This is a genomic window from Bradyrhizobium oropedii (genome assembly GCF_020889685.1).
Lineage (GTDB): Bacteria > Pseudomonadota > Alphaproteobacteria > Rhizobiales > Xanthobacteraceae > Bradyrhizobium > Bradyrhizobium oropedii.
Window position 1 is genome coordinate 24,991 of record NZ_JACMYO010000051.1, and the last position, 22,008, is coordinate 46,998.

General features: G+C 63.0%; 20 protein-coding genes. 2 read left to right on the plus strand and 18 right to left on the minus strand.

Going from position 1 to position 22,008, the window contains the following annotated elements; translation table 11 throughout:
* Positions 1-11 precede the first annotated feature (11 nt).
* From hemA to H8A95_RS16565, 13 genes are all read right to left on the minus strand, one after another.
* The gene (gene hemA / locus H8A95_RS16505) at positions 12-1,238 is read right to left on the minus strand and encodes a 5-aminolevulinate synthase (RefSeq protein WP_229184073.1); all 1,227 of its coding nucleotides are present in this window, start codon (positions 1,236-1,238) and stop codon (positions 12-14) included.
* Positions 1,235-1,675 (minus strand): OsmC family protein, encoded by a 441-nt coding sequence (locus H8A95_RS16510; protein ID WP_229184074.1) that lies wholly within the window; start codon positions 1,673-1,675, stop codon positions 1,235-1,237. Before H8A95_RS16510 ends, hemA begins: the two co-directional genes overlap by 4 nt.
* 30 nt (positions 1,676-1,705) lie before the next feature.
* Positions 1,706-2,941 (minus strand): CaiB/BaiF CoA transferase family protein, encoded by a 1,236-nt coding sequence (locus tag H8A95_RS16515; RefSeq protein ID WP_229184075.1) that lies wholly within the window; start codon positions 2,939-2,941, stop codon positions 1,706-1,708.
* A 10-nt stretch (positions 2,942-2,951) separates the two neighbouring features.
* On the minus strand, positions 2,952-3,893 hold the full coding sequence (locus H8A95_RS16520; protein WP_229184076.1) for an alpha/beta fold hydrolase: 942 nt from the start codon (positions 3,891-3,893) through the stop codon (positions 2,952-2,954).
* Positions 3,894-3,920: 27 nt separating this feature from the next.
* Positions 3,921-4,715, minus strand: a complete 795-nt coding sequence (locus H8A95_RS16525) for an enoyl-CoA hydratase-related protein (RefSeq protein WP_229184077.1) — start codon at positions 4,713-4,715, stop codon at positions 3,921-3,923.
* 63 nt (positions 4,716-4,778) lie between these two features.
* On the minus strand, positions 4,779-5,996 hold the full coding sequence (locus tag H8A95_RS16530) for an acyl-CoA dehydrogenase family protein (RefSeq protein WP_229184078.1): 1,218 nt from the start codon (positions 5,994-5,996) through the stop codon (positions 4,779-4,781).
* Positions 5,997-6,242: 246 nt separating this feature from the next.
* Positions 6,243-7,208 (minus strand): 3-hydroxyacyl-CoA dehydrogenase NAD-binding domain-containing protein, encoded by a 966-nt coding sequence (locus H8A95_RS16535; RefSeq protein ID WP_229184079.1) that lies wholly within the window; start codon positions 7,206-7,208, stop codon positions 6,243-6,245.
* Between the two features lies 1 nt (position 7,209).
* Positions 7,210-8,124: a 3-hydroxyacyl-CoA dehydrogenase gene (locus H8A95_RS16540; RefSeq protein ID WP_338027860.1), complete on the minus strand. Its 915-nt coding sequence runs from the start codon at positions 8,122-8,124 to the stop codon at positions 7,210-7,212.
* Positions 8,125-8,316: 192 nt separating this feature from the next.
* Positions 8,317-10,749 carry a PAS domain S-box protein gene (locus H8A95_RS16545; RefSeq protein ID WP_229184081.1) on the minus strand — a complete coding sequence of 811 codons (2,433 nt, stop codon included), beginning with the start codon at positions 10,747-10,749 and terminating at the stop codon, positions 8,317-8,319.
* A 69-nt stretch (positions 10,750-10,818) separates the two neighbouring features.
* Positions 10,819-11,721: an AraC family transcriptional regulator gene (locus H8A95_RS44175; RefSeq protein WP_229166481.1), complete on the minus strand. Its 903-nt coding sequence runs from the start codon at positions 11,719-11,721 to the stop codon at positions 10,819-10,821.
* 110 nt (positions 11,722-11,831) lie between these two features.
* Positions 11,832-12,737 (minus strand): helix-turn-helix domain-containing protein, encoded by a 906-nt coding sequence (locus H8A95_RS16555; RefSeq protein ID WP_229184082.1) that lies wholly within the window; start codon positions 12,735-12,737, stop codon positions 11,832-11,834.
* 222 nt (positions 12,738-12,959) lie between these two features.
* On the minus strand, positions 12,960-13,862 hold the full coding sequence (locus tag H8A95_RS16560; protein WP_229184083.1) for a helix-turn-helix domain-containing protein: 903 nt from the start codon (positions 13,860-13,862) through the stop codon (positions 12,960-12,962).
* Between the two features lie 168 nt (positions 13,863-14,030).
* On the minus strand, positions 14,031-14,351 hold the full coding sequence (locus tag H8A95_RS16565) for a helix-turn-helix domain-containing protein (RefSeq protein ID WP_229184084.1): 321 nt from the start codon (positions 14,349-14,351) through the stop codon (positions 14,031-14,033).
* Positions 14,352-14,732: 381 nt separating this feature from the next.
* On the opposite strand from H8A95_RS16565, the gene H8A95_RS16570 reads away from it, so the two are divergent.
* Positions 14,733-17,339 (plus strand): winged helix-turn-helix domain-containing protein, encoded by a 2,607-nt coding sequence (locus H8A95_RS16570; protein ID WP_229184085.1) that lies wholly within the window; start codon positions 14,733-14,735, stop codon positions 17,337-17,339.
* A 12-nt stretch (positions 17,340-17,351) separates the two neighbouring features.
* On the opposite strand, the gene H8A95_RS16575 is transcribed toward H8A95_RS16570, so the two are convergent.
* Entirely contained in the window at positions 17,352-17,720 is a 369-nt protein-coding gene (locus H8A95_RS16575) for a response regulator transcription factor (RefSeq protein WP_274617422.1), read from the minus strand.
* Positions 17,721-17,802: 82 nt separating this feature from the next.
* Positions 17,803-18,432 carry a response regulator transcription factor gene (locus H8A95_RS16580; protein WP_229166473.1) on the minus strand — a complete coding sequence of 210 codons (630 nt, stop codon included), beginning with the start codon at positions 18,430-18,432 and terminating at the stop codon, positions 17,803-17,805.
* Positions 18,433-18,829: 397 nt separating this feature from the next.
* On the opposite strand from H8A95_RS16580, the gene H8A95_RS16585 reads away from it, so the two are divergent.
* Positions 18,830-19,315 carry a helix-turn-helix domain-containing protein gene (locus H8A95_RS16585; RefSeq protein ID WP_229184087.1) on the plus strand — a complete coding sequence of 162 codons (486 nt, stop codon included), beginning with the start codon at positions 18,830-18,832 and terminating at the stop codon, positions 19,313-19,315.
* Between the two features lie 272 nt (positions 19,316-19,587).
* Here H8A95_RS16585 and H8A95_RS16590 read toward each other — a convergent pair whose 3' ends face one another.
* From H8A95_RS16590 to H8A95_RS16600, 3 genes are all read right to left on the minus strand, one after another.
* Positions 19,588-19,902 (minus strand): hypothetical protein, encoded by a 315-nt coding sequence (locus tag H8A95_RS16590; protein ID WP_229166471.1) that lies wholly within the window; start codon positions 19,900-19,902, stop codon positions 19,588-19,590.
* 431 nt (positions 19,903-20,333) lie between these two features.
* A complete protein-coding gene (locus tag H8A95_RS16595; RefSeq protein WP_233287074.1) occupies positions 20,334-20,666 on the minus strand; it encodes a helix-turn-helix transcriptional regulator in 333 nt (110 codons plus the stop codon).
* Positions 20,578-21,261: an AraC family transcriptional regulator gene (locus H8A95_RS16600; RefSeq protein ID WP_338027861.1), complete on the minus strand. Its 684-nt coding sequence runs from the start codon at positions 21,259-21,261 to the stop codon at positions 20,578-20,580. The genes H8A95_RS16595 and H8A95_RS16600 overlap by 89 nt, the downstream gene beginning before the upstream one ends.
* Between the last annotated feature and the right edge of the window lie 747 nt (positions 21,262-22,008).

Here is a 22,008-nt window from a genome sequence, read left to right on the forward strand (position 1 = left end):
CCGACCAATCTCTATTCAGCTGCAACCAGGGAATTGGCGAGGGGAAGGCGCAGCCGCTGCCACACGTCCACCAAGGCGTCCCGGAGTTGATCGATCAGCGCATCGTCATGGTACGGCGTCGGCGTGATACGTAGTCGCTCGGTCCCCTTGGCCACCGTCGGGTAGTTGATCGGCTGGATGTAGATTCCGTAATCGCTGAGCAACAGATCGCTCGCCTGCTTGCAGAGTCTGGGATCGCCGACCATGAGCGGCACGATATGCGTGCTGGTCGGCAGGATGGGAAGTCCCGCCGCAACTAACACTTGCTTCAGCCGCGCGGCGTGCCTCTGCTGCAATCGGCGTTCCTCGTCCGAGGTCTTGAGGTGGCGGATCGCGGCCGTTGCGGCGGCGCAGAGCGGCGGCGGCAGGGCGGTGGTGAAGATGAAGCCGGCGGCGTGGGAGCGGACCGCGTCGATCAGGTTTCGGCTCCCTGTAATATATCCGCCGAGGCATCCGAACGCCTTGGCGAGCGTCCCCTCGATCACGTCGATGCGGTGCATCGCGCCATCACGTGCGGCGACGCCGGCGCCGCGCGCGCCGTACATGCCGACGGCGTGGACCTCGTCGCAATAGGTCATGGCGCCATAGCGCCCGGCTAGATCGCAGATGCGATTGATCGGCGCCACGTCGCCGTCCATGGAGTAGAGGCTCTCGAACAGGATGAGTTTGGGACGGGACGGCTCGGCAGCCAGCAGGCGCTCGAGTGCTGCAGTGTCGTTGTGGCGCCAGACCTTCTTCTCGACGCCCGACTGCCTGACACCCTCGATCATCGAGTTGTGATTGAGCTCGTCCGACAGGATCAGGCAGTCCGGAATCAGCCTTGCGATTGTCGAGATGCCGGTCTGGTTCGAGACGTATCCGGAGGTGAACACCAGCGCCGAGGCCTTGCCATGCAGGTCCGCAAGTTCGCGCTCGAGCGTGACCAGAGGCGAGTTGGTCCCGGCGATGTTGCGGGTCCCGCCGGCGCCGATGCCGGTCCTGGCGGCGGTCTCGGTCATCGCGCGGATCACGTCGGGGTGCCGGCTCATGCCGAGATAGTCGTTTGAGCACCAAAGCACGACGGTGCGCGGTCCCGTGGGGGATTGCCAGGTTGCCAGCGGACAGCGGCCGGCGATTCGTTCGATCTCGATAAAGACGCGGTAGCGCTGCTCATCATGCAATGGCTTGAGCGCGTCTGCGAAGAGTTTATCGTATGTCATGCGGCGGGCTCCGTGCCTGGCATGCCGGCCAGCCGGGCATCGACCGTGGCCGACCGGCGCAGGGTTTCGCTGACCGGGCATTTTTCGGAGATCTGAAGGAGGCGCAGCTTCTGCTCGTCAGTCAAATCCCCTTCAAGAGAGATGGTCCGGGTGAAGTAGTCGAGCGTGCCTGCGTCGCCGATCGACGGCAGGGTGAAATGCTGTAGCTCGACCGTCGTTCGGGTGAGCGGCATTTTGTGGCGCTCCGCATACATCCGGACCGTCATGGCGGTGCAGGCGCCGAGAGCAGCCATGATGAGCTGGTACGGCGACGGCCCGTGGTCGTCGCCGCCATTTGTTGCCGCTTCGTCCGAGCGAAGCGTATGGCGGCCGATCCTGATCGTCTCCGAATATCGGCCGTCGCCGCTTTCGCAGACTGTGACCTGATGCTCCGTCATGTCCGCCTCGCTGTGTGTCTGCGGCCGTTGCTAGGCTGCGGAAGGTTTTTGTTCCTTCGCGCGTGGCACGGCGCCGCTGACCAGGAGGCCCTCGATCCGCCCGTCGTCATAGCCGAGCTGTTTCAGGATCTCGGCGTTGTGCTCGCCGAGTTCGGGCGCGCGCCGGGCGGCGACCTTGGTCACGCCATGGACCTTCAGCGGACTGCTGACGGTGAACGTCAGATTGCCGCCGGCGCCTTGAAGCGGAACCACGATGTCGTTGTCATGCAACTGCGGATCCTTGACGACCTCGTGGGGCGCCCGGACGACGCCGAAGGTGATGTGGTTGTGGTCGAAGACGTCGTGCCAGTGCGGCATCGGCTGCGCGTGGAATACCTCGTCCAGGATCGCGGCGAGCTCTTTTGCGTTTGCCACCAGCTTGGCCGCATCCGAGAACCGGGAATCCGACAGCAGGTCCGGGCGGCCGATCCCGGTTGCAAAGGCCGGCCAGCGGTCCGGCGTCAGCACGATCAGGAACCAGGTTTCGTCCGATGCCTGGTAGACGTTGAAGATCGCGTTCGGCGGGCTTTTGCGATCGTGCAACGGATAGAACTGGGCATCGCAGAGGGCAGCCTGCACCGAGACGCCACAGGCCCAGACGCCGGAGGCGAGCAGGGATGTCGTCACGGAGGAACCTTGTCCGGTCCGTTCGCGGCGGTACAGCGCGGTGACGATGGCGGAGTAGAGGCTCACCGCCGTGGCGTGATCGCCGCTACCCGAGACCGGCAGGGTCGGCGGCGCGCCAGCGTCCCGGGTCAGAGATAACAGGCCGCTCCGCGCCCAATAGGCCGTGATGTCAAATCCGGGAAGGTCGGCATCGGGCCCCTTGTCGCCGTAGCCGGTAAGGTCGGCGTAGATCAGGCGCGGGTTCCAGGCCGAGACGTCCTCGTAGGTGAGTTTCAGGCGTTTGCGCGCTGGTTGTGGCGTGTTGACGATCAGGACGTCGGCCCATTTGACCAGCCGCTCGAGGATCTCGGCCGCGTGTGGCGACTTCAGATCGAGCGTCAGGCTCCGCTTGTTGCGATTGCTGAGATGCCAGGGATAGTTGTCCTTGGCGCGCGGTTGTGGCGGGATCTTGTAGCCGATCCGCCAGGTGTCGCCGCTCGGCGGCTCCACCTTGATGACGTCGGCGCCGTAATCCGAGAGGATGACGGCAGCGCCGGGACCGGCAATGAAGCTCGCCAGATCCACGACCTTCAGGCCGGAAAAGATGTTGTCAGTGGACATTGCCGTCTCCTCAGCGTTGCAGTTCTCGCGCAATGGAAAGATGGTTGGTGTGGACGTCCGACCGGTCCAGCACATCTGAAATCCAGCCGAGCAAACCGGTTTGGACGTCGCGACGGTTGATCTCGTTGAGCATCTCGTGGCGGCCGCCCGGATAGAAGTCGAAAGCGATGTCGCGCAGGCCGGCAGCTTGATAGCGTTCGATCAGGAGATTGACGCCAGCCAGGTGCTGGCCGACGGGATCCTCGCTGCCGGAGAACAGATAGACCGGCAGGTCACGGCGGATCTTCGACAGCGCGATGGGGTCCGCGAGCCGGCGTGCCGAGCCGAGAAACGACGCGAGCGAATCCGGCTGCAATGCCGCAAAGCACAGCGGATCGTTGACGAAGGCGTCGACGATCCGCTGATCGCGGCTCAGCCAGTCGAACGGGGTCCGTGCCGGCTCAAAGGCCGCGTTCAGCAGGTTTGCGCCCGGCGGCGCCGCATTCACGAGGCGAGCCAGAGTATCGAGCGATCCCGATCCGGAAAGCATGAGTCCGTCGATCTCGTGGCTGTGATCGATCACGTAGCGTTGCGCGGCGAAAGAGCCCATGCTGTGGCCGAGCAGTAGCAGGGGCACGTCGGGATTTTCGTCGCGGGCAAGCTCGGTGAGGCGCAGCATGTCGGCGACCAGGAGCTCAAAGCCTCCTTCGCCGAAATCCCCGAGAGCCGCTGCGGAACGTGCCGAAAGTCCATGGCCGCGGTGATCGTTGCCGTAGACCGTGAGCCCGGCCGACACCATGACTTCGATGGTGTCGGCATAGCGCCGCAGATGCTCGCCCATGCCATGCGCGATCTGGACCACGCCGCGGGTCGGACCGCGGCTGTCCCAGCGCGCACATGCGATGCACATGCCGTCGGCGCTGGTCAGGCGAAATTGGGCGTCTGGAATCGGCTGTTGGCTCGGGATTGCCATGATCATCCATCCGGGTTCGCTTGTGCATCACCGTCCGTGGAATTGCGGCAGCCGCTTCTCGAGGAAGGCGGACGTACCTTCCTTCTTGTCCTCGGTCGCCGCGCAGATGCCGAAATAGGAGGCCTCGAGCGCGAATCCCTCGCTCTGGCTGGTGTCGAGGCCCTTGTTGGCTGCCTCCAGCGAGAACTTCACGGCGATCGGCGCGTTGGCCGAAATCTGCTTCAGGATCGCCTCTGCGCGCGCGACCAAATTTGCCGCGGCCACGACCTCGTTGACCAGCCCGATGCGGTAGGCTTCCTGGGCCGAGATCGTCTCTCCGGTGAGGATGAGCTGCAGCGCGCGCCCCTTGCCGACCAGGCGCGGCAGCCGTTGGGTGCCGCCGCCGCCTGGTACCAGGCCGAGCTTGACTTCGGGCTGGCCGAACTTGGCATGTTCGGCGGCGATCCGGATGGTGCAGGCCATGGCGGTCTCGCATCCGCCGCCCAGCGCAAAGCCGTTGATCGCCGCGATCACGGGCTTGCCGAGATTTTCGACGAGGCTGAGAACTTCCTGGCCGAAACGGCTGGATTCCTCGGCCTCGTAGGCATCGACATGGGCGAGCTCCCCGATGTCGGCGCCGGCGATGAAGGCCTTGTCGCCCGCGCCGGTCAGGATCACGCCGTGCACCGAGCCGTCCTCCTTCGCGTCGAGGAAGGCTTTCCGCAGATCGATCCAGGTTGGCGTATTGAGCGCGTTGAGGACCTTCGGCCGATTGAGGGTCACATAGGCGATACCGTTCTTCTTCTCGTAGAGCACGTTCTCCAGCGCCAACTGGGCTGCCATGGCTGTCTCCTTTTGATGGAATGAGGACGGGCGGAGTGGTCTGACGCCCGTCCTCCGATGTGGTCAGACGAAGGCGCCGATGCCGGTGATCGCCTTGCCGACGATCAGGTTCTGCATCTGATAGGTGCCCTCGTAGGAGTAGAGCGCCTCCACATCGGCGAACAGCTTGCCGACGTGATAGTCGGCGACGATGCCGTTGCCACCGAGCAGTTCGCGTCCCCACGCCACCGTCTCGCGGGCCTTGGCGGTGCAGAAGGCCTTGGCGAGCGCGGCGTGATGGTCTCCGAGCTTGCCCTCGTCGTCGAGCTGCGCGAGGCGGAGCATCATGCACTGGCACGCGGTGAGATTGCCGAGCATCTTGGCCAGCAGGTCCTGCACCAGCTGGAACGAGGCGATCGGCTTGCCGAATTGCTGCCGGCTCTGGGTATAGGCAAGGGTGTTCTCGAACGCGCCCATCTGCGCGCCGGTCGAGGCCCATCCGACCATGTAGCGGGTCATCCGCAACACGCGGGCGGTATCGCGGAAAGAGTTGCCGCCCTGCAGCCGGTTGGCTTCGGGGACCTGCACGTCCTTTAGCGTGATCTGCCCGTTCTGCACCACCTTGAGCGCGACCTTGTGCTCGATCTTCTCGACGCTGAAGCCGGGAGTGGTCTTGTTCTCGACGATGAAGCCCTTCACCTGGTTGTCGGCGAGGTCGCGCGCCCAGATGATGGAGAGGTCGCACCAGGGAGCGTTGCCGATCCAGCGCTTCTGACCGTTCAGAATCCAGCTATCACCGTCACGCCTGGCGGTCGTGGTCAGGCCGCCGCTGGCACCCGAGCCGATCAGCGGCTCGGTCAGGCCGAAGCATCCGATCTTCTCGAACCGCGCCATCTGCGGCAGCCATTTCTGCTTCTGCTCCTCGGAACCGTCGAGATAGATCGAGCCCATCGCAAGGCCACTGTGAACGCCAAAGAACGTGCACATCGACGGATCGACGCGCGCGAGCTCCATCGCGACATAGCCGAACAGCTTCTGGCTGCCGCCGGCGCATCCATATCCCTCGTAGCCGAGGCCGCCAATGCCGAGCTCCTTGAATGACGGCAGCAGCTCGAACGGGAAGGCGTCGTCCGACCAGTATTTGCTGATGATCGGCTTGACCTTGGCGTCCATGTAGGCCCGGACCTTTTTCACCAGCGCTAGTTCGTCGGCGGTCAGCAGTTCGACGAGCTGATAGAAGTCACCGTTTGGTACCGGCAGCGCTTTCGCGTCGGTTTTGCGGGCTGCAGCAGCTGTGGCCATGTTCGATCTCCTGGGCAGGACATTTGAAAGCGATGAGCGCGGCGACGCACTGGGCGTCGTTCGGTCGTGGTCGAAATGTGCCGGGAGTGCCGCTCGTGTTCTTGAAGCCGCTTGCCGTCCCGGGGACGTTTTTGCGTTGTTGTCGCGGCCCGCAAGGTCGTGACGACGGAGCTGCCCTGCAAAATCAATTCGCCCCAGAGGGGCACGACCTCTGGAGGCGAATCGGCGCGATCGGGCAGCTGTCGTCTAGGCGACCTTCGCCTGGTTTGCCTTGCTCGCCTTGTTGCGCATCTCGATCAGTCCGAGCAGGATCTCGTCGCGTTCGGCAGCCAGATCATCGATCGAGCGCGCGCCGACTTCGGCGTGAACGCCGTCGATCAGCTTTTGCTGAACTTCGGGCGTCATCTCCGGCGAGCCCAGCACCTTCCACCAGGCGGTCATGGGACCGATGAATTGCTTGAGGAAGTGCTCGATGCCGCCTTGGCCGCCACCGAGATGATTGAGCATCACCTGGCCCATGATGCCCCAGCGCAGGCCCGGGCCCCAGCTCAAGGCGGTGTCGACATCGGCGACGCTGACCACGCCTTCGGCGACCAGGTGATAGACTTCGCGCGCCAGCGCTGCCTGCAAGCGATTGGCGACGTGGCCCGGCACTTCCTTGTGCAGGCGCACGGTCCGCTTGCCCATCGCGGTATAGAACTCAGCTGCCCGGCGGATCGTGTCCTCCGAGGTCTTGGCGCCGCCGACAATCTCGACCAGCGGCACGAGGTGCGGGGGATTGAAGGGATGCCCGATCACGCAGCGCTCGGGGTGCGCCGGGCAGGCCGCCTGGATCTCGCTCATGGTCAGGCCGGACGAGCTGGAGGCGATGATCACATCGGGCGGCAGGAGCTCGTCGAGCTGCTTGTACAGCGTCCGCTTGAAATCGATCTTCTCGGGGCCGTTTTCCTGGACCAGATCGACGTTCTTGACGGCGTTCACGAGTGCTGCCGTGAAGGTCAGCTTGCTTTGTGTTGCGCCGGGCGCGAGGCCTAATCGTTGCAGCGCCGGCCAGGCCGCCGCAACAAAGCGCCTGAGGGCCGCTTCCGCGTCCGGCGCAACGTCGGTCGCCACAACCTCGAGGCCGTTCGCCAGGAAGAGGGCGGTCCAGCTTGCGCCGATGACCCCTGTGCCGATGATCGCGACCCGGCGAATGGGCTTCTGTTGTGACATGTCAGATCTCCTTCGGGATTTCGGCATAGGCGATGCCGGTGAGGTTGCCCTGGGCGTAGAGGAAGTTGCGTTCGGCCGACCCGTCCAGCTTTGACGAGTACAAGGATCCCGCGAAATCAGTCACGAACATCCGGTTGTTGGGGACGTCGAGCGCGATGCCGATCGCCTCCATGAGGTGGGTCAGCACGATGTCCGGTTCGGCCGGCTTGTTGTCGATCGAGGCCCGGTTCACGGTGTTGCCGCGCGGTGCGTCGCCGCGATCGGTCCAGTAAAGGACCCGGTTCTTGGCATCGAGTTCGAGGTCGATGGGTTCCGGCAGGCGGCCGAAGAACACTTCGACGTCGGTACGGCTGGCCGGCGTCTCGCCCTTGGGAATCTCGAGATTGGCGCGGAAGATGCAGCCTCGGCCGGCATTGTCGGGGCCCTTCTGCGTCCAGTAGATCTTGTTGTGCATGTGATCGATGGTGAGGCCAACGCACCACTTGGTCTGGTCGCGGCGATCTGCGTCGCCGTGCCCGGCCTCGATCAGCGTTTCCAGTTGGGAGCCGTCGAGGTTCGCGCGCATGACGCGCATCCCCTCGCGATCGCACCAGTAGAGCTTGCCAGCCTTCTTATCGAGGATGATCTGCTTGGGTGTGTAGGTGCCTCCCTCGGCCACGATCGTCCTGCGACTGCCGCCGTCCAGATCCGCGCGCTCGATCGACCCGTCGTTCTTGCTGGGAACGCCCATATTGGTCCAGTAGATGTGGCCGTCCTCGACGTCGACGACGATTCCGTCCGGGTGCCGGCACCCGGTGACGATGGTCTTCTTGTCCGAGCCATCGATATTCATCGAATGAATGTTGCCGGCATTCAGTTCGAGTACGAACAGGCGGGGAGTGGCTGTCGGCGCGTCTGCGCGCGGTGCTGATTTCAAGACGGATTCGGGCATCTGTCACCTGTGGGGCCAACGCGTCCGACACGCGATCGGGTTCGATCCGCGTCGCCGGCGACAGTGCCTCAGGCTCCGTTCGCCATATTGAATGGGATTGCGACCTCTGGGATGGTTTTGCGCTTCTTCTTGGCCGCCGCCATGCCGCCCACAGGTCGTGTTGGCGCGTTGCAATGGCTATTGCCGGGTTCCGCCGGCCGCTGGAAGCGTAAACGAGAATCGAGCGCCGCCGTGGATGCTGCCATTGTCGGCTTCGATCCGTCCGCCATGCGCCTCAATGATGGAATGGCAGATGGACAATCCCATCCCCATGCCGCCCGGCTTGGTGGTGAAGAAGCTGTCGAACAGGCGGGGCAGGTGATCGGGCTCGATTCCCGGGCCGCTGTCCTCGACGCTACAGCGCAACATGGCTCCGTCGGAGGAAGCCGTCCGCACCGTGATCCTGCGCTCGGCCGTCCCGACCTGGGCCATCGCCTGCATGGCATTGACGGCGAGGTTGACGATGACCTGATGCAGCAGGGTCCTGTCTGCCAGAACCTGCGGCGCCGCGGGCGAAAAGATGTGTGACACGGTGACACCGCGCCACTCGACTTCGTGACGAAGAAATTGCAGCGCCTCGAGGATCACGTCGTGAGGTCCGACAAGTACGCGCTCGGTCGCGCGGCGTGCTGCCATGGCGCGCACCCGGGCGATGATGTCCGCCGCACGCCGCGCATCCGCAAGACTGCGCCGGGTCAGGGCGAGGACCTCGTTCAGGTTTGGCTCCGGCCGATCGAGCCATCGCAAGCCGGCCTCGCAATTGGTCGTGATCGCTCCGAGGGGCTGGTTCAGTTCATGCGCGATCGAAGCAGTGAGCTCGCCGAGCGTTGAAACCCGCGCTGCGTGCGCAAACTCGATCTGCAATCGTTCTAGCGTCTCCTGTGTCCGAACAAGGTCGGTCAGCTCGACCAATCCAGCCAGAGCGACGCCGAACTCGGTGCGCTCCGCGGTCAGGAGCACGTCGATCAGGCGGCCGTCCATTGTGACGAGCTGCGACTTCTCCTCAAACAGCGCATCGTCGTTGAAGCGGCTTTCCAGGATTCGCTCCATCGTGTCTGGACGCATCTTGAAGAAACGCCCGATCGATCCAAGCAGTTCTTCCTGCCTGCTGGCCCCGAACATGCGGACGGTCGCTTCGTTGACCTCCTCGGCAATGATGACATCCGTTGCGCGGTTGAAGAACTCGGGATGGTCCGAGAGATAGGCACGGAAGTCGGTCACACCGTTCCCCTTCAACTCGTCGAACATCTCCATCAGCCGGCGCACGTCGAGCTTCCAGAGCGAGATCGGCATGAACTTGAAGAGATTGCGATAGCGCAGTTCGCTGTTCTCCATGGCATCGTAGGCAATTTTGTGCGACGTCACGTCCATGACGGCGCCGATCATCTTGACTTGGCCGCTCTCGTCGGTTGATGGCCGGCCGACGACGTGCAAGGTCTTGATCGAGCCATCCGGCATCTGCGCCCGATGTTCGAAATCGAGTGGCTCTTCGCGCGAGGTTGCCTGCTCCAGCGTCCGCTGCACGAGGTCGCGGTCCTCCGGATGGACGCGTTGAAACAACATATCGAGCGTCGGGCTGGTTGTTCGGTCATATCCGAATATCCTGAAGCTTTCCTCCGACCACGTTAGTTCGCCGGTCGTGACGTTCCAGCCGAAGCTGCCGGTATGGCTCAGCCGCTGCGCCTCCGACAGATACGCGGCCTGGCTCCTGCGAAGCGCCTCTTCGGCGCGCTTTCGGGCCGTGATGTCGGTATTGCTCTCGAGGGCGCCGATCGGGTTTCCGCGAACGTCCCGTCGCAGGATCAACTTGCTCTGGACATAGACCTGCCCGCCGTCCCGGTTTGTCTGGACAAGCTCGCCTTCCCAGCGCCCCATGCGCTTCGAGGTTTCGAGAATTTCGTCGAGCGGGGCGGGATAAGCAGTCTTCAACAGAAGGTGTGCGACTTTTCCGATCGCCTCATCGCGTTTCCAGCCAAACAGGTTCTCGGCGCCGCGATTCCAGTATGTGATGACGCGATTGACGTCGAGGACGAGGATCGCATCGGGCGTCAGGTCGAGAAGATGGGCCTGCTGATGCTGCGCCTCGCCGAAGTGCCGTGCCCTGCGCACCAGCGTCGTGATCGCAAACGAGGTTGCGATGAAAGCCGCGAGCGCCACCATGTCCTGCGTGCTTGCAATCTCGAGGGAATAGAGCGGCAGCATGAAAAAGTAGTCCAGGCAGCCGACCGCGACCAAAGAGAAGATCGCCGAGGTGATGAAGCTGTCCATCAGCGAAAGCACGACGATGATGAGCAGATAGACGAGAGCCGCGGTGCCCGGGCGATCGAAGATATCGAGCCTCACCATCCCCCAGGTCGCCGCGGTCATCAGGACGACGCCAAAAAGCCAAAGCTTTGCGAGATACCGTACCTGCTCGCCGAGCGAGGTGGCTTGCGGCACGAGTACATTCGGCGGCCGCTTGGTGTTGAGAAGGGCACCCACGAACTCGGAGAGGAAGCTGGTCGTCGCGCTCTGGCTGGCGTCCAGCGGTTTCCGTTCGATGATGGTGTCTGTTTTCCTCAACTGTTTCATGACCATTGCTCGCCGAGATGTCGCGAAGCGCAATCGGCCGGTTGGCCGGCTGAATCCTTCGTCTGCGGCCTATCCCTTCCTCCAGTTCTTGGGATGCTGGCCGGTGACACGCCTGAAACTCCGCGCCATGTGATCGTCGGTGGCGAACCCGCACAGCCTGGCGACTTCACTCAGACTGACCGGCGCTCGCTTCAGCAGGGATTTGGCATGCTCGACCCGATACTGCATCAACCAGCGATGGGGGCTGACGCCGGTCGCCGCGCGGAACGCCCGCAGGAATGCAGCGGTCGGAAGCCCGCACTCGCTTGCAAGGTCGGATACGAAGAGTTCGCCATCCAAACGGGAGCTCAGCAGCTCCTCGGCGCGGCGGACCTGCATCGGCGTCAAGGCCGTAACGACCGATGAAGCCTGTCGCGGTGCCACGCCATAGGTCTTGATCGCGTGACCCATGGCGGCGATCGTCAAGTGATCCACGAAGAGCTGATCGGCCTCCTCGGGGCGGCGGAACGCAGGCAGCAAGGCCTCGCCAAGTCCGCCGAGGGTCGCATCTCTGGTGCCGAGGCCGGGCTTGTTGTCGAATTCGTCGACCCGGCCACTGTCTTCCATATCGGCAATGGCATTGAGCGCTGCCCGCGGCACGTAGAAGTGCAGCGAATGAAAAGGGCTGATGCTGTTGGCGACCGGGCTGGATCGCAGGTCGTAGATGCAGACGGAGCCAGCCTGCAAATGGCCGCTCGGCACCTGCCGATCATCGATGAACAGATCGTGCCTCGGGCAATCCCGCAGCTGCAGTGTAATCAGAAAGGCCTCTTCGCGTGGAATCGGCGCGGTCAGGCCGTGGTTGGTGATGCCGCATTTGATTTCGGTGACGGCGATTGTCGACTTCTGCAGCGAGCGCGTGACGAACGACGGCGCACGCTCGAGCTGAAAGACATCTGCAAGCCGCTGTCCGTAGGCGCCCTGGTCGGTCACGAGTGATTCTCCTGCAAGGTGCGGTGGTGCTATTTGCATCGCTCTTGCAGAAAACGATTGTCAGAATGCCGCAGGCTTTGCCGATTTCGACCAGGAAGCGAATGACGGCGTCAGTCCAGATTTCGGCGCCAGGCACCGGGGCTGATACCCGTCAGGCGGGTGAAAACGCGGGTAAAATGGCTCTGGTCACCGAAACCGCAGGCGAGGGCGATGTCGGAGAGGGGGATCTGTCGATCGCGCAGCAGGTGCTTGGCCATTTCCACGCGATGCCGCAGCAGCCACTGGTGTGGTGAAAGACCGGTCGATTGCCGGAAGGCTCGGGTGAAGTGACTCGCTGATAGGCCGCACTCGTTCGCCAGATCGGCCAGTGCAATGCCGCCACGGAGATCGGCGGCAAGGGCATCCTGTGCACGCCTTAATTGCCACGGCGCCAATCCGCCGCGCGGGGGGCGGACCGCGGAGATCATGCCCCCATAGGTTTTGGCGACGTGAATGCCGACCGCAAGCGTCACGTGGTCGATGAACAGCCGGCTGGCCTGTTCCGGTGCTTCGAATGCGGGGACGAGCGAGGAGGTGAGCGCGCGCATGATGGGATCGTCGATTCCGACACCGGGCTGGTAGCGTAACTCGCCGATTTGGGCTGCTTCGGCGCTATCCGCGATGATGTTCAGGGCCGTCCGCGGAAAGTAGAAATGAACGCAGTGGCACGCCTTGTTGATGGTGAATTGCGGACTGCGCTTGAGGTCGTAGAGCGTGGTGTTTCCGGCTCTGAGCGATGTCACGGGTGCGACGCGGTCGTCCTCGAAATACTCGTGCACCGGGTAGTCGACGAAATGGAAGCCGATCAGATAGGCGTCTTCGCGCACGAGCGGCGCCGATATGCCGAGCTCGGGGTTGTCAGAGCGAAGCTCGGTGACCGCGATATCGGTATTGCGAAGGGTGCGCGAAACGAACGCGGTCGCCTTCGCCCGCAAGCGCTCGCCGAACCGCTCGCCGTAACCGCTGCTTTCTTGCATCCCAAGTCTCGGTCGCTTGAGTGTTACTGTCCCCGGATTCGGTGGCCAATCGGTACTGTAACCGCCGTCGCGAACGCGCGGGCTAGAACATGCCGAAAGCATACAAATCCGCGGCGACTGGCGGCTATTTCCCCGTAGATTGACGGGGTTATCGAGCAGATGATTGAAAAAACGTGCGCGTATTGTCGATTCCGATCATTAACCCAACGCTTGTAGATGACTTTAGCCGCTGTTGCGGCGCCAAGCGCCCGGGCTGGTCCCGGCGAGGCGCGAGAACACACGCGTAAAGTGGCTCTGATCGGCGAATCCGCACGCTAGCGCCACTTCCGACAGTGTCAGCTTGCGGTCGGACAGCAGGCTTTTCGCCAATTCGACACGGCGCCGCAGCAGCCACTGATGCGGCGACAGCCCGGTTGATTGTCGAAACGCCCGGGAAAAATGGCTGGCCGACAGACCGCAATCGCTGGCGAGGTCCGCCAGCGAGATATCTCCCTCGAGATCGGCCGCCAGCGTCTCTTCCGCGCGCCTGATTTGCCACGGCGCGAGCCCGCCATGCGCGGGCCTGGTCGCCGGCCGAAGACCGCCATAGGTCGTCGCGGCATGGGTGCAGGCAGCCAGCGTGACATGTTCGACGAACAGGCGACTCGCTTGTTCGGGATGCTCGAACGCCTGTCTGAGCGAGCCGACCAGGCCGCGCATCACCGCATCGTCAACCCCCGCGCCCGGCTGGTACCGCAGCTCATCGATCCGCTTCGCTTCAGCGCCGTCCGCAACAAGTTCGAGCGCGGCCCGCGGGAAATAGAAATGAACGCTGTGAATCGGGTTGTTGATGAGGAATTGCGGGTTGCGCTTCATGTCGTAGAGCACCGTCTCTCCGGCCTTGAGCGACGTCAGCCCTGCGATTCGTCCCTCCTCGAAATACTCATGCGCAGGATAATCCCGCAACTGCACCGTGACCAGAAACGCGTCCTCACGTATTTGGTCACCTGACAGACCGTGCGGAGGGTCGTCGTTGCGCACCTCCGTCACTGCGATCTGGGTGTGGCGCAATGTGCGAACGAACGAAGTGGCGCGTGCCCGTAGGCGTTCGCCAAACGCTTCGCCAAAAGCGCTGCTATCTTCCATGCCGGACCCCCTCGACCTCGTTGTCGTCAGGTGCACGGTCGGAGATACCAGTGGGCCAGGCTCCGTCCGAGCAGTCGCGCGACAGCAGTAGCTATCTAGGCATCCTCATACCACAGTTGTCTTTACCGATCTTGCTCTCGCACAACGACCTTGAACGTGTCGCCCTGACTATCGCGGCGGCTTTTTGCCGTCCTTGCGGAATGTGCCAGGCGGTGCTCCGAAGGCGCGGGTGAAGGCCCTGGTAAAGCTCGATTGCGAGGAAAAGTTGCAGATCAGCGAGATTTCCGCAAGGGACGCGTCGCTCTCGATGAGAAGTTGCTTTGCCTTTTCCAGGCGGCATCCGCGCACGAAGCGGTGGGGCGGCTCGCCCGTCGACTTCCGAAAAGCCCTGGAGAAATGAAACGGACTCAGGTTCGCGACATCGGCCAAATCCTTCAGACGAATGTCGGCGTGCAGGTTGGCCTCAACGAACTGCATGATCTTGCGCAATCGCCGGTCATCGAGTGCGCGGGGCCGGGGCCGGGGCGCCTTATCGCCAGGGGGCGGCATATCCACCTCGCCCGGCTGCCAAACGAGGCGCTCCGTCCAGATGTTGTTGCGCAGTCGCGCCGTGACAAGCCAACTTCCTCTCCCCACCGGTTGATGAATGACGATGGGCGGGAGTTAAAGAGCGCTGCGCGGACACGGGATCACGGAGAACCGTGAATAGGAGGTCACGGACGCAAGCGGCTGTGTTGACAGTGGAAAACTACCGTCGCAGCATTCCTTGCACATCACGCCGGGCTGGAGCACTGGATGCCGTTATCCCACGAGAATTCAACGGCAGGCCTGCGAGGCGCTCGCTTTTCGCCCCCGCGGGCGCCGGCTGCCATGGTCGAGCGGGCCCGCCTGGTGTCCCAGATCGACGAAAGCCACGCCCAGCTCACGCTGATCTGTGCGCCGGCCGGATTTGGCAAGAGCACGCTGATGCAGCAATTGCGCCAGCGTCTCCAGGCACGCGATGTCGCTGCGGTTTGGCTCGCGGTCGAGCAGGCCGACAACGATCTCGGTCGTTTCCTGCAATCGCTGACCGCGGCCGTCCAGGCCGTGCTGGGGGGACATCCGCAAAGCCCAGCCCCGGAGCCCTACGCAACCAACGCGAACCCGCCGCAGGGCAGGGCAGCCGACCTGATCGCGCGCCTGTCGCACTCCGACGTGCCGGTCACCCTGTTTCTCGATGATCTCGAACTGATCGTCGACCGGGGCGTTTGGGCGTTTCTGCAGCGCCTGTTGGGCGATCTCGACATGCATCACCGCATGGTCCTTGCCAGCCGCACCAGGCCTCCGCTGGAGCTTGGTCGGGTGCGCGCGCATGGCCAGCTTCTCGAACTTGGTCAAGGCGAACTGCGCTTCACGCTCGAGGAGACCCAGGCGTTTCTCGAGCGTCAGAACGTCGGCGCACCGGTCATTCGTGCACTGCAGCAGCACACCGAAGGATGGCCTGCCGTCTTGCAGCTTGCGGCGGCGGCAATCCACGGCAAGCATGGGTCCGATGCGTTGCGGTCCATTTCCGGAATGAACGCAGGCATTGCCGAATACCTCGCGCAAGAGATCCTCGACAGCCGGTCCGCTCCGCAACGCGAATTTCTCCTGTACTCCGCTGTGCTCGGCCAATTCTGTGCCGAATTGTGCGATGCAGCGCTGGAGCGATCGGACAGCGAGGAGATGATCTCTCAGATCATGCAGGACAATCTTCTCCTCGTCCCGATCGATGCCGAGCAACTCTGGTATCGCTATCATCCCCTGCTTGCGGATTTTCTGCGCGCGCACGTGGCTCGCGATGGGATAGAGCGGCTGACTCTGCTTCATCGGCGGGCGGCGGACTGGGCGGCCGCCCACGGCTTCATGAATGAGGCCTTCGCACATGCGCTGGCGGCAAATGACCAGTCACTCGCAGGGGATCTGCTCGCCGTATTCGCAATGGACAACCTCCAATCGGGCCGCGTGGCCGACACCGCGCGCGCGATCGAAACGCTACCTGACACCGAGGTGTACCGCAGGCCGAAATTGCTGCGGGCCGCTGCCTTCGCCGCGATCTTTGCACACCGCTACGAGGCGGCCAGGCGATACATGGACGTCATCGAGCGGGTAGATGAGCGCGCCGGCGACGACGAGACCATCGCCATGCGGATGATGCTGCTCGGTTGGACCGACAGTATTCCCCAGCTGCTTGGCGCTATCGAGGAGCTGCGCGCCAAGGCTACTCATTTCGGAGAATTCACCGCAGGATTGGTCAGCAATGCAAGGGCCTTCTGCCATATCGCATTGGGTCAATATGCCGAGGCAGAGCGCGACCTGACGCGGGCGCGCGAGGCCTGCGAACCGATCGATGCGCTCTATGTCCTGAGCTACAGCGTGTGCTTCGCCGCTGCGCTCGAGCTGAATCTGGGGCAGGTCGTGGTGGCGCGCGCGAGGCTGGAGGAGGCCTTCACTCGTGCGATCGACGCCGGCCAGCGATATGGCAGCGCCGGCGCCGTCATCGCGACCTATCTCGCCGAATGCCTGTACGAGGCCAACGAGCTTGACGCCTGCCAGTCGCTGGTAGACGACTATCTGCCGATTGTGATCGAGACCGGACTGCCGGATCACCTCATCATGTTGCATCGTATTGCAGCTCGGCTCTATTTCCTGCGCGGACGCGTCGATGCGGGCCACGCGGTACTGGTCCGACTTGGCGAGATTGGCGCACGGCGGGGCCTGCGCCGGCTCGGGGTCGTTGCGTGGCTTGAGCGCTCATATGCGTCGCTGCGCAGCAACGACGCTGAGAGCGCGCGCCGGGCGCTGGCCAACGGCAGCGATACGGCCATGTGGGAGAGTTTTGGTGCGTTCAATCCACATACCAGCGAGATCGACGACGTGCTGATAGCCGGATTGCGCTTGTGCCTGGCGACCGGTGAGGGCACCAAGGCCTTGCCAAAGATCTGCGCCGAACGGCACGCGGCCGAATCGGCCGGGCGTCGACGGCGCGCGTTGCGGCTCCTGTTCCTCGAATCGCAGGCGCTCGAAGCGGCGGGGCGCCGGCGTGAGGCAAGCGAGGCGTTCGATCAGGCGGCGACTCGTGCCGCGGAAAGCGGAATGGTGCGGGTGTTGGCCGACGAGAGTTGGCTCACCGAAGCGTTGGCGGTGCGGTCGTCAGTTACTGGTGAAGCTCGCCTGGTCGGGCTTCTGCGCGAACTGGGTGAGCCGATCGCCCGGTCGACCGCTCCGGACCGGGGGGATGTGGCGAGCGCCGATGCTGGCAACGCCGTTCGCCTGACCTCCAGGGAAGTTCAGGTCCTGCGGCTTGTCTGGAAGGGAAGCACGAACAAGGCAATCGCCCGGACTCTTTTCTTGACCGAGAATACCATCGAAACGCACCTGCGGCGCATCTATGAGAAGCTTGGGACGCGTAAACGTACACAGGCGGCCGCGCTTGCGCACGAGGCCGGCGTGATATGACGATATGTCCTATTAAGTGCGGAGCGCCTTCTCAAGGCAGCCGACCAATGTCGCCGCCTCGATCGGCTTGCGGAGGAAGCACGCTGCACCGCTCAACATGGCTTTCTCTTCGAGATCGGGCTCGGCGCGGGCGGTGATCATGATCACGGGGACGGTCTCGTGACGCTGGCTTAGTTGCCGCTTGAGTTCGATTCCATTCATGCCCGGCATCTGGATGTCGGTGATCGCGCATGAGAAGCGCCCGAGCTCGTCGGATGCCAGAAAGGCTTCGGCCGACGCGAAGACACGAACCTCGTGTCCCAGCGAACGGATCAGCCCTGCGAGAGCGTCTCGCATCGAGGGATCATCGTCGACAATCGAAATCAGATGTCCCGCAGCCATGTTTCAGCCCCTGGGGAGGCGGCCGCAGGCAATGCCTGCTGGCGCCAGGTGAGTTCGCGGCATGCGTTTGGCATGTTTCCGGTCATCGCGCCCTGTCCTTCAACGCATCCGCCATGCGAACGAGGTCAGCCAGCGAGCGGGCCCCCATCTTTCGCATTGCCGCGCCGCGATGAATTTTAACCGTGACCTCACTCAGGCCGAGCTCTGCGGCGATCTGCTTGTTCATTTTGCCCGCGGTTACCAGGGCCATGACCTCGCGCTCCCGCGGCGAGAGTGTCGCGTGGCGGTCGACGATGGCGATGGCTTGGTTCTCGTTCGCCCGCTGCAACCGATCGCGATTGATCGCCGCAGTGACCGCGTCGATCATGTCCTGCTCGCGAAACGGCTTTGGCAGGAAGTCGACAGCGCCGGCCTTCATCGCGCGCACCGACATCGGGATGTCGCCGTGCCCCGTCATGAGGACGACCGGCAGGCGAATTCCCAACGTCGCCAGCTCCTCCTGGAAATCGAGCCCGCTGGTGCCTGGAAGGCGAACGTCGAGCACGATGCAGCCAGGCCCATCCAGCCGATCCGCTTTCAGGAATTCCTGCGTCGAACCGTAGGTCCGTGCCGCGAGACCCACCGAACGAAGCAGGCTGTCGAGCCCAAAGCGCTGCGAGTCGTCGTCGTCGACGATGTGCACGACAGGGGTCTCACCGGACGCCTGGGGCATGTTACAGTCCACCGAGTGGCTGGATGAGCAGCGATACCGATGTCCATACCATGGTTCAAGGCCTTAGCATCATCACACGAAAGTATGGTCGCCAAGCGGAGCCGTCGCTGCGGAAATTATGAGCGGCGGTTCGCCAGCAACACAATTGAGCTACGCGCCAACCCGCCTGATTGCCCTGTTTTGTACAAAACGCGCACGCTTTTCATAGATCGATCATTCGTACCACACCTCGCCCATACCAACGTGTGATGGGATCAGACCCCGGCACGATTGGCGCCGCGAAGGGCGTCCATCATCCTCACTGGCACGACGAAGCACCTTTCTTAACGCGAAGTGATCGGGCCCTCCCATGCTCGATGCGGAAGCGACGAGAACCGATCTAACAGAGGATCCAATCATGCTCAAATCGTTGGACGAACGACAAATCGAGCCTTTGATGCTGCTGTTGCGGCCTTCAGTCGCGGAAGAAGATCCCGAGCCTCGCCTGCCACAGTCGCTCACAGCCGGCGTGGTCGATCGTGCAGCTGCCGCGCCATCGCAGGGCTTTATCCGAGGCGGATTGCCTCCGAGAGTCTTGCGTCGGATTCGCGATCATGTTGACGCCAACATCGAGCAGCGGATCAGTGTCGAAGCACTGGCCAGGCTCGCGAATCTCTCGGTGTGCTACTTTGTCCGCGCATTCAAGCGGTCTGTGGGCCTCACGCCACATGATTATCTGATCCGGCGCCGGGTCGAGCGAACAATGGAAATGCTATCGCACACGAACCTGTCCCTTTCGGAAATCGCCCTGGCGGTGGGCTTCGCGGATCAAAGCCATTGTGCGCGGCGTTTCCGGCAGCACGTCGGAATGTCGCCGCGCGACTATCGCTGGTCGATACCGTAGGGGCTTGCCGGCGGCGGCCCCTGCGCCACGGATGATTCATCCCGACGCGGTTATCAAGCAGATCTCAACGTTGATTCCGGCGCATCGGGCTCGTCCGTTGCGCCGATGCCGGCTTCGTGGTTTCCGTAGCTCGGCCCTCGCTCGGCCTGCGGGAACCAGCCCGTTTGCCGTTGGCCGCGCTACCGCTGTTGATCACACCGAAATCTCCGTTCCGTTCGAAAGCCAAAGGCGACTGGTCCGGCGACCACACCCATGCCCACTCGCGGTAAGCGTTAGCCGCCGCATCGGGCGAGGGCGTCGTTGAAGGCGTCGATCTCCGAATCCAGAAGCGCGAGGCCACGTTCGCGATCGGAGCCGCGGACGCAGTTCGCGGCTGCCTGGCGGATGGTTACCAGCTCGTAGAACGAGGCGGCGTACGCACGGCAAGTCCTGTCGTCGTGTGCCATGCCGGCTGGCAGGCTGCGCGTCGCCGCCAGACGGGTGCGCGAGGCCGCGATGTCGGAATTCGATATGCATTCGGAAGCACGGGCAGCGATCGACGCGACGTTGAACGCCACAGACGCGATGAGAATGGCAATTCTCGTCATTGGGTAGCTCCACGGCGGACTTGATGCCGTGAGTTCTAGCGTCGCCGTCGCATAGCTTCGCGAATGACCTTGCGCCCATATGAACGGGCTTGCGCAAATACGGGCGGGCGCGACGTGCCGTCAACTCCGCTGGTCTGTGTTCACGACAACTCCAGACAAGCGGCGATCACCGCGATCATGTAGCTTGAATTGCGTCGCACTCACCCCCGTACCATGCGTGCGACACCCGACCTGAGGTGGGCGTCTTCTTCTCCCGAGATGCTCGTCGTCGTCGCAGTCCTTGCGTGACGTCGACCGGGTCAGTTGGGCCGATGGCCAGCGCCGCCGCCATCGGCCCATTTTTTCGAGCATCTGGCTGTCGAGCCCGCCTCGGGCTGGCCGTCACCTGTTCGCGCGTCGGCAGCGCTGCGCGGCAGTTGAACGAGCTGCGATTATTCGCCGCGGATCTCGCTCGGCGCCTTGTTGGTCCAGCGATGGAATGCGCGCCTGAAGTTCGCGGCATCGCTGAATCCGAGCGCAAGGGCGATGTCTTCGTTGGCCAGAGACGTGCTGCGGAGGTATTTAAGAGCGATCTGCCTCCGCAATTCATCCCGCAGTCCGCGAAAGGAGAAGCCTTGCTGACGAAGCTGGCGCCGCAGCGACCGTTCGTTCACACCAAGCAGCTTGGCGATGGCCTCAAAGGTCGGAGGGTTCGCGATGTCGCGGAGCAGGACGGTACGAATCTTCCCTGCGATCCCGATCCGTAACGTCAGGTCTCCGAGCAAGTCGTCGCACAGGGCGACAATGGTCGGATACGTCGTCTTGTTGCCTAGGCCGGCAAGTTGATCCAGCCATTTTGACTGGAAGACAATCTGATTGACCGGCTGGTCGAAACCGGACCGGGCATCCGATGTGATTCCGCGGAAGCTCGAAGTCCGACGCCTGCGGGTAGGTGAGCGTGATTTCCGAGGGTGCAAAGGTCGGCCCCATGATGTCGCGCATCAGCGATATGTGGATGCCGATCTGCATCTCGGTGACAAAACGGTAGAGTGCGGAGTCGCCCATCGCATGCAGATTGGGTTCGATGACCCATCTCGCGTCAGCCTTGTCTTCCCTGAAGTCGATCGTTGCCAGGGGCGCAGCGAGTGCGTGGTGGCGCATCGCAAAATCCATCGCCTTGCGGAAGTCGGGACAGCAGAGGAGCGCATAGCCGTACATCCCGTAGGTCGAGACGTGGATCGACGCGCCGATCCGATACAGCAGGTGGCGGTCGGTCGATAGCCGGAGCGCGTTTTGACAGATGGTGATCAACTGCGTCAGCGATATCCCTGCCTGCGGCGAATGGATGTCCTGCAACGGGATGCGCACGTCGCGCAAGATGGCATCGGCGGCGACGCGTGACTGATCAGCACGTCGAAGACGGCGCCCAGCTTGGTGGTCTCATAGACCCTGTCGCTGACGCCGACGGTCATGATGTCGCCGTGTGAGCCCTGATGTCTCTTGGGTCGCGTGGTTGGTCGCAATCTGAACCAGCCTTTCCTTCCGCGACGGAAAAGGACACCGTATGTTTGAGCCGGGCCTAGCTTCTCCTGGGCGGATTCTGTTCGCCCATGCAACAGAACATAACCGGTTCCCTGTACAACCCAAGGCATATTGGCCGCGTCGTCCTTGCTGCGGAGCAGCATGGATCGCGTTGAAAAGAACTCGAATACGACAAAGAGAGCAATTTCGGACAAGACCGATGCCTGTCATGCGAGCAGCCTGTCCGGTTCAGACCGGGGCGATGTCCGTTTCGGACCTTCACAAGGAGCGGGCATCACGCGACGCTTCCGCCGTAAGGTCGCGCGGTGAAATCGTCGCGGCACAGGACGGCTGACCAGGCGATCCGCGCACTCAGAATTGCAGACGCCTGCATCGGTTGGAGGGAATGACAAGTCGAGGGAGGCCGCCATGGTAGGAAGGCTGATTCAGACCGCCAAATCCGCCTATCAATATCCGCTCATCTTCAAGCAATTGTGGCACACGCCGCGTGTGCAGGCGCCGGATCAGGAGATCGTCTACCGCGATCTGAAGCGTTTCACCTATCTTCAAACCAGGGAGCGGATCGGCCGTCTCGCGTCGGCGCTG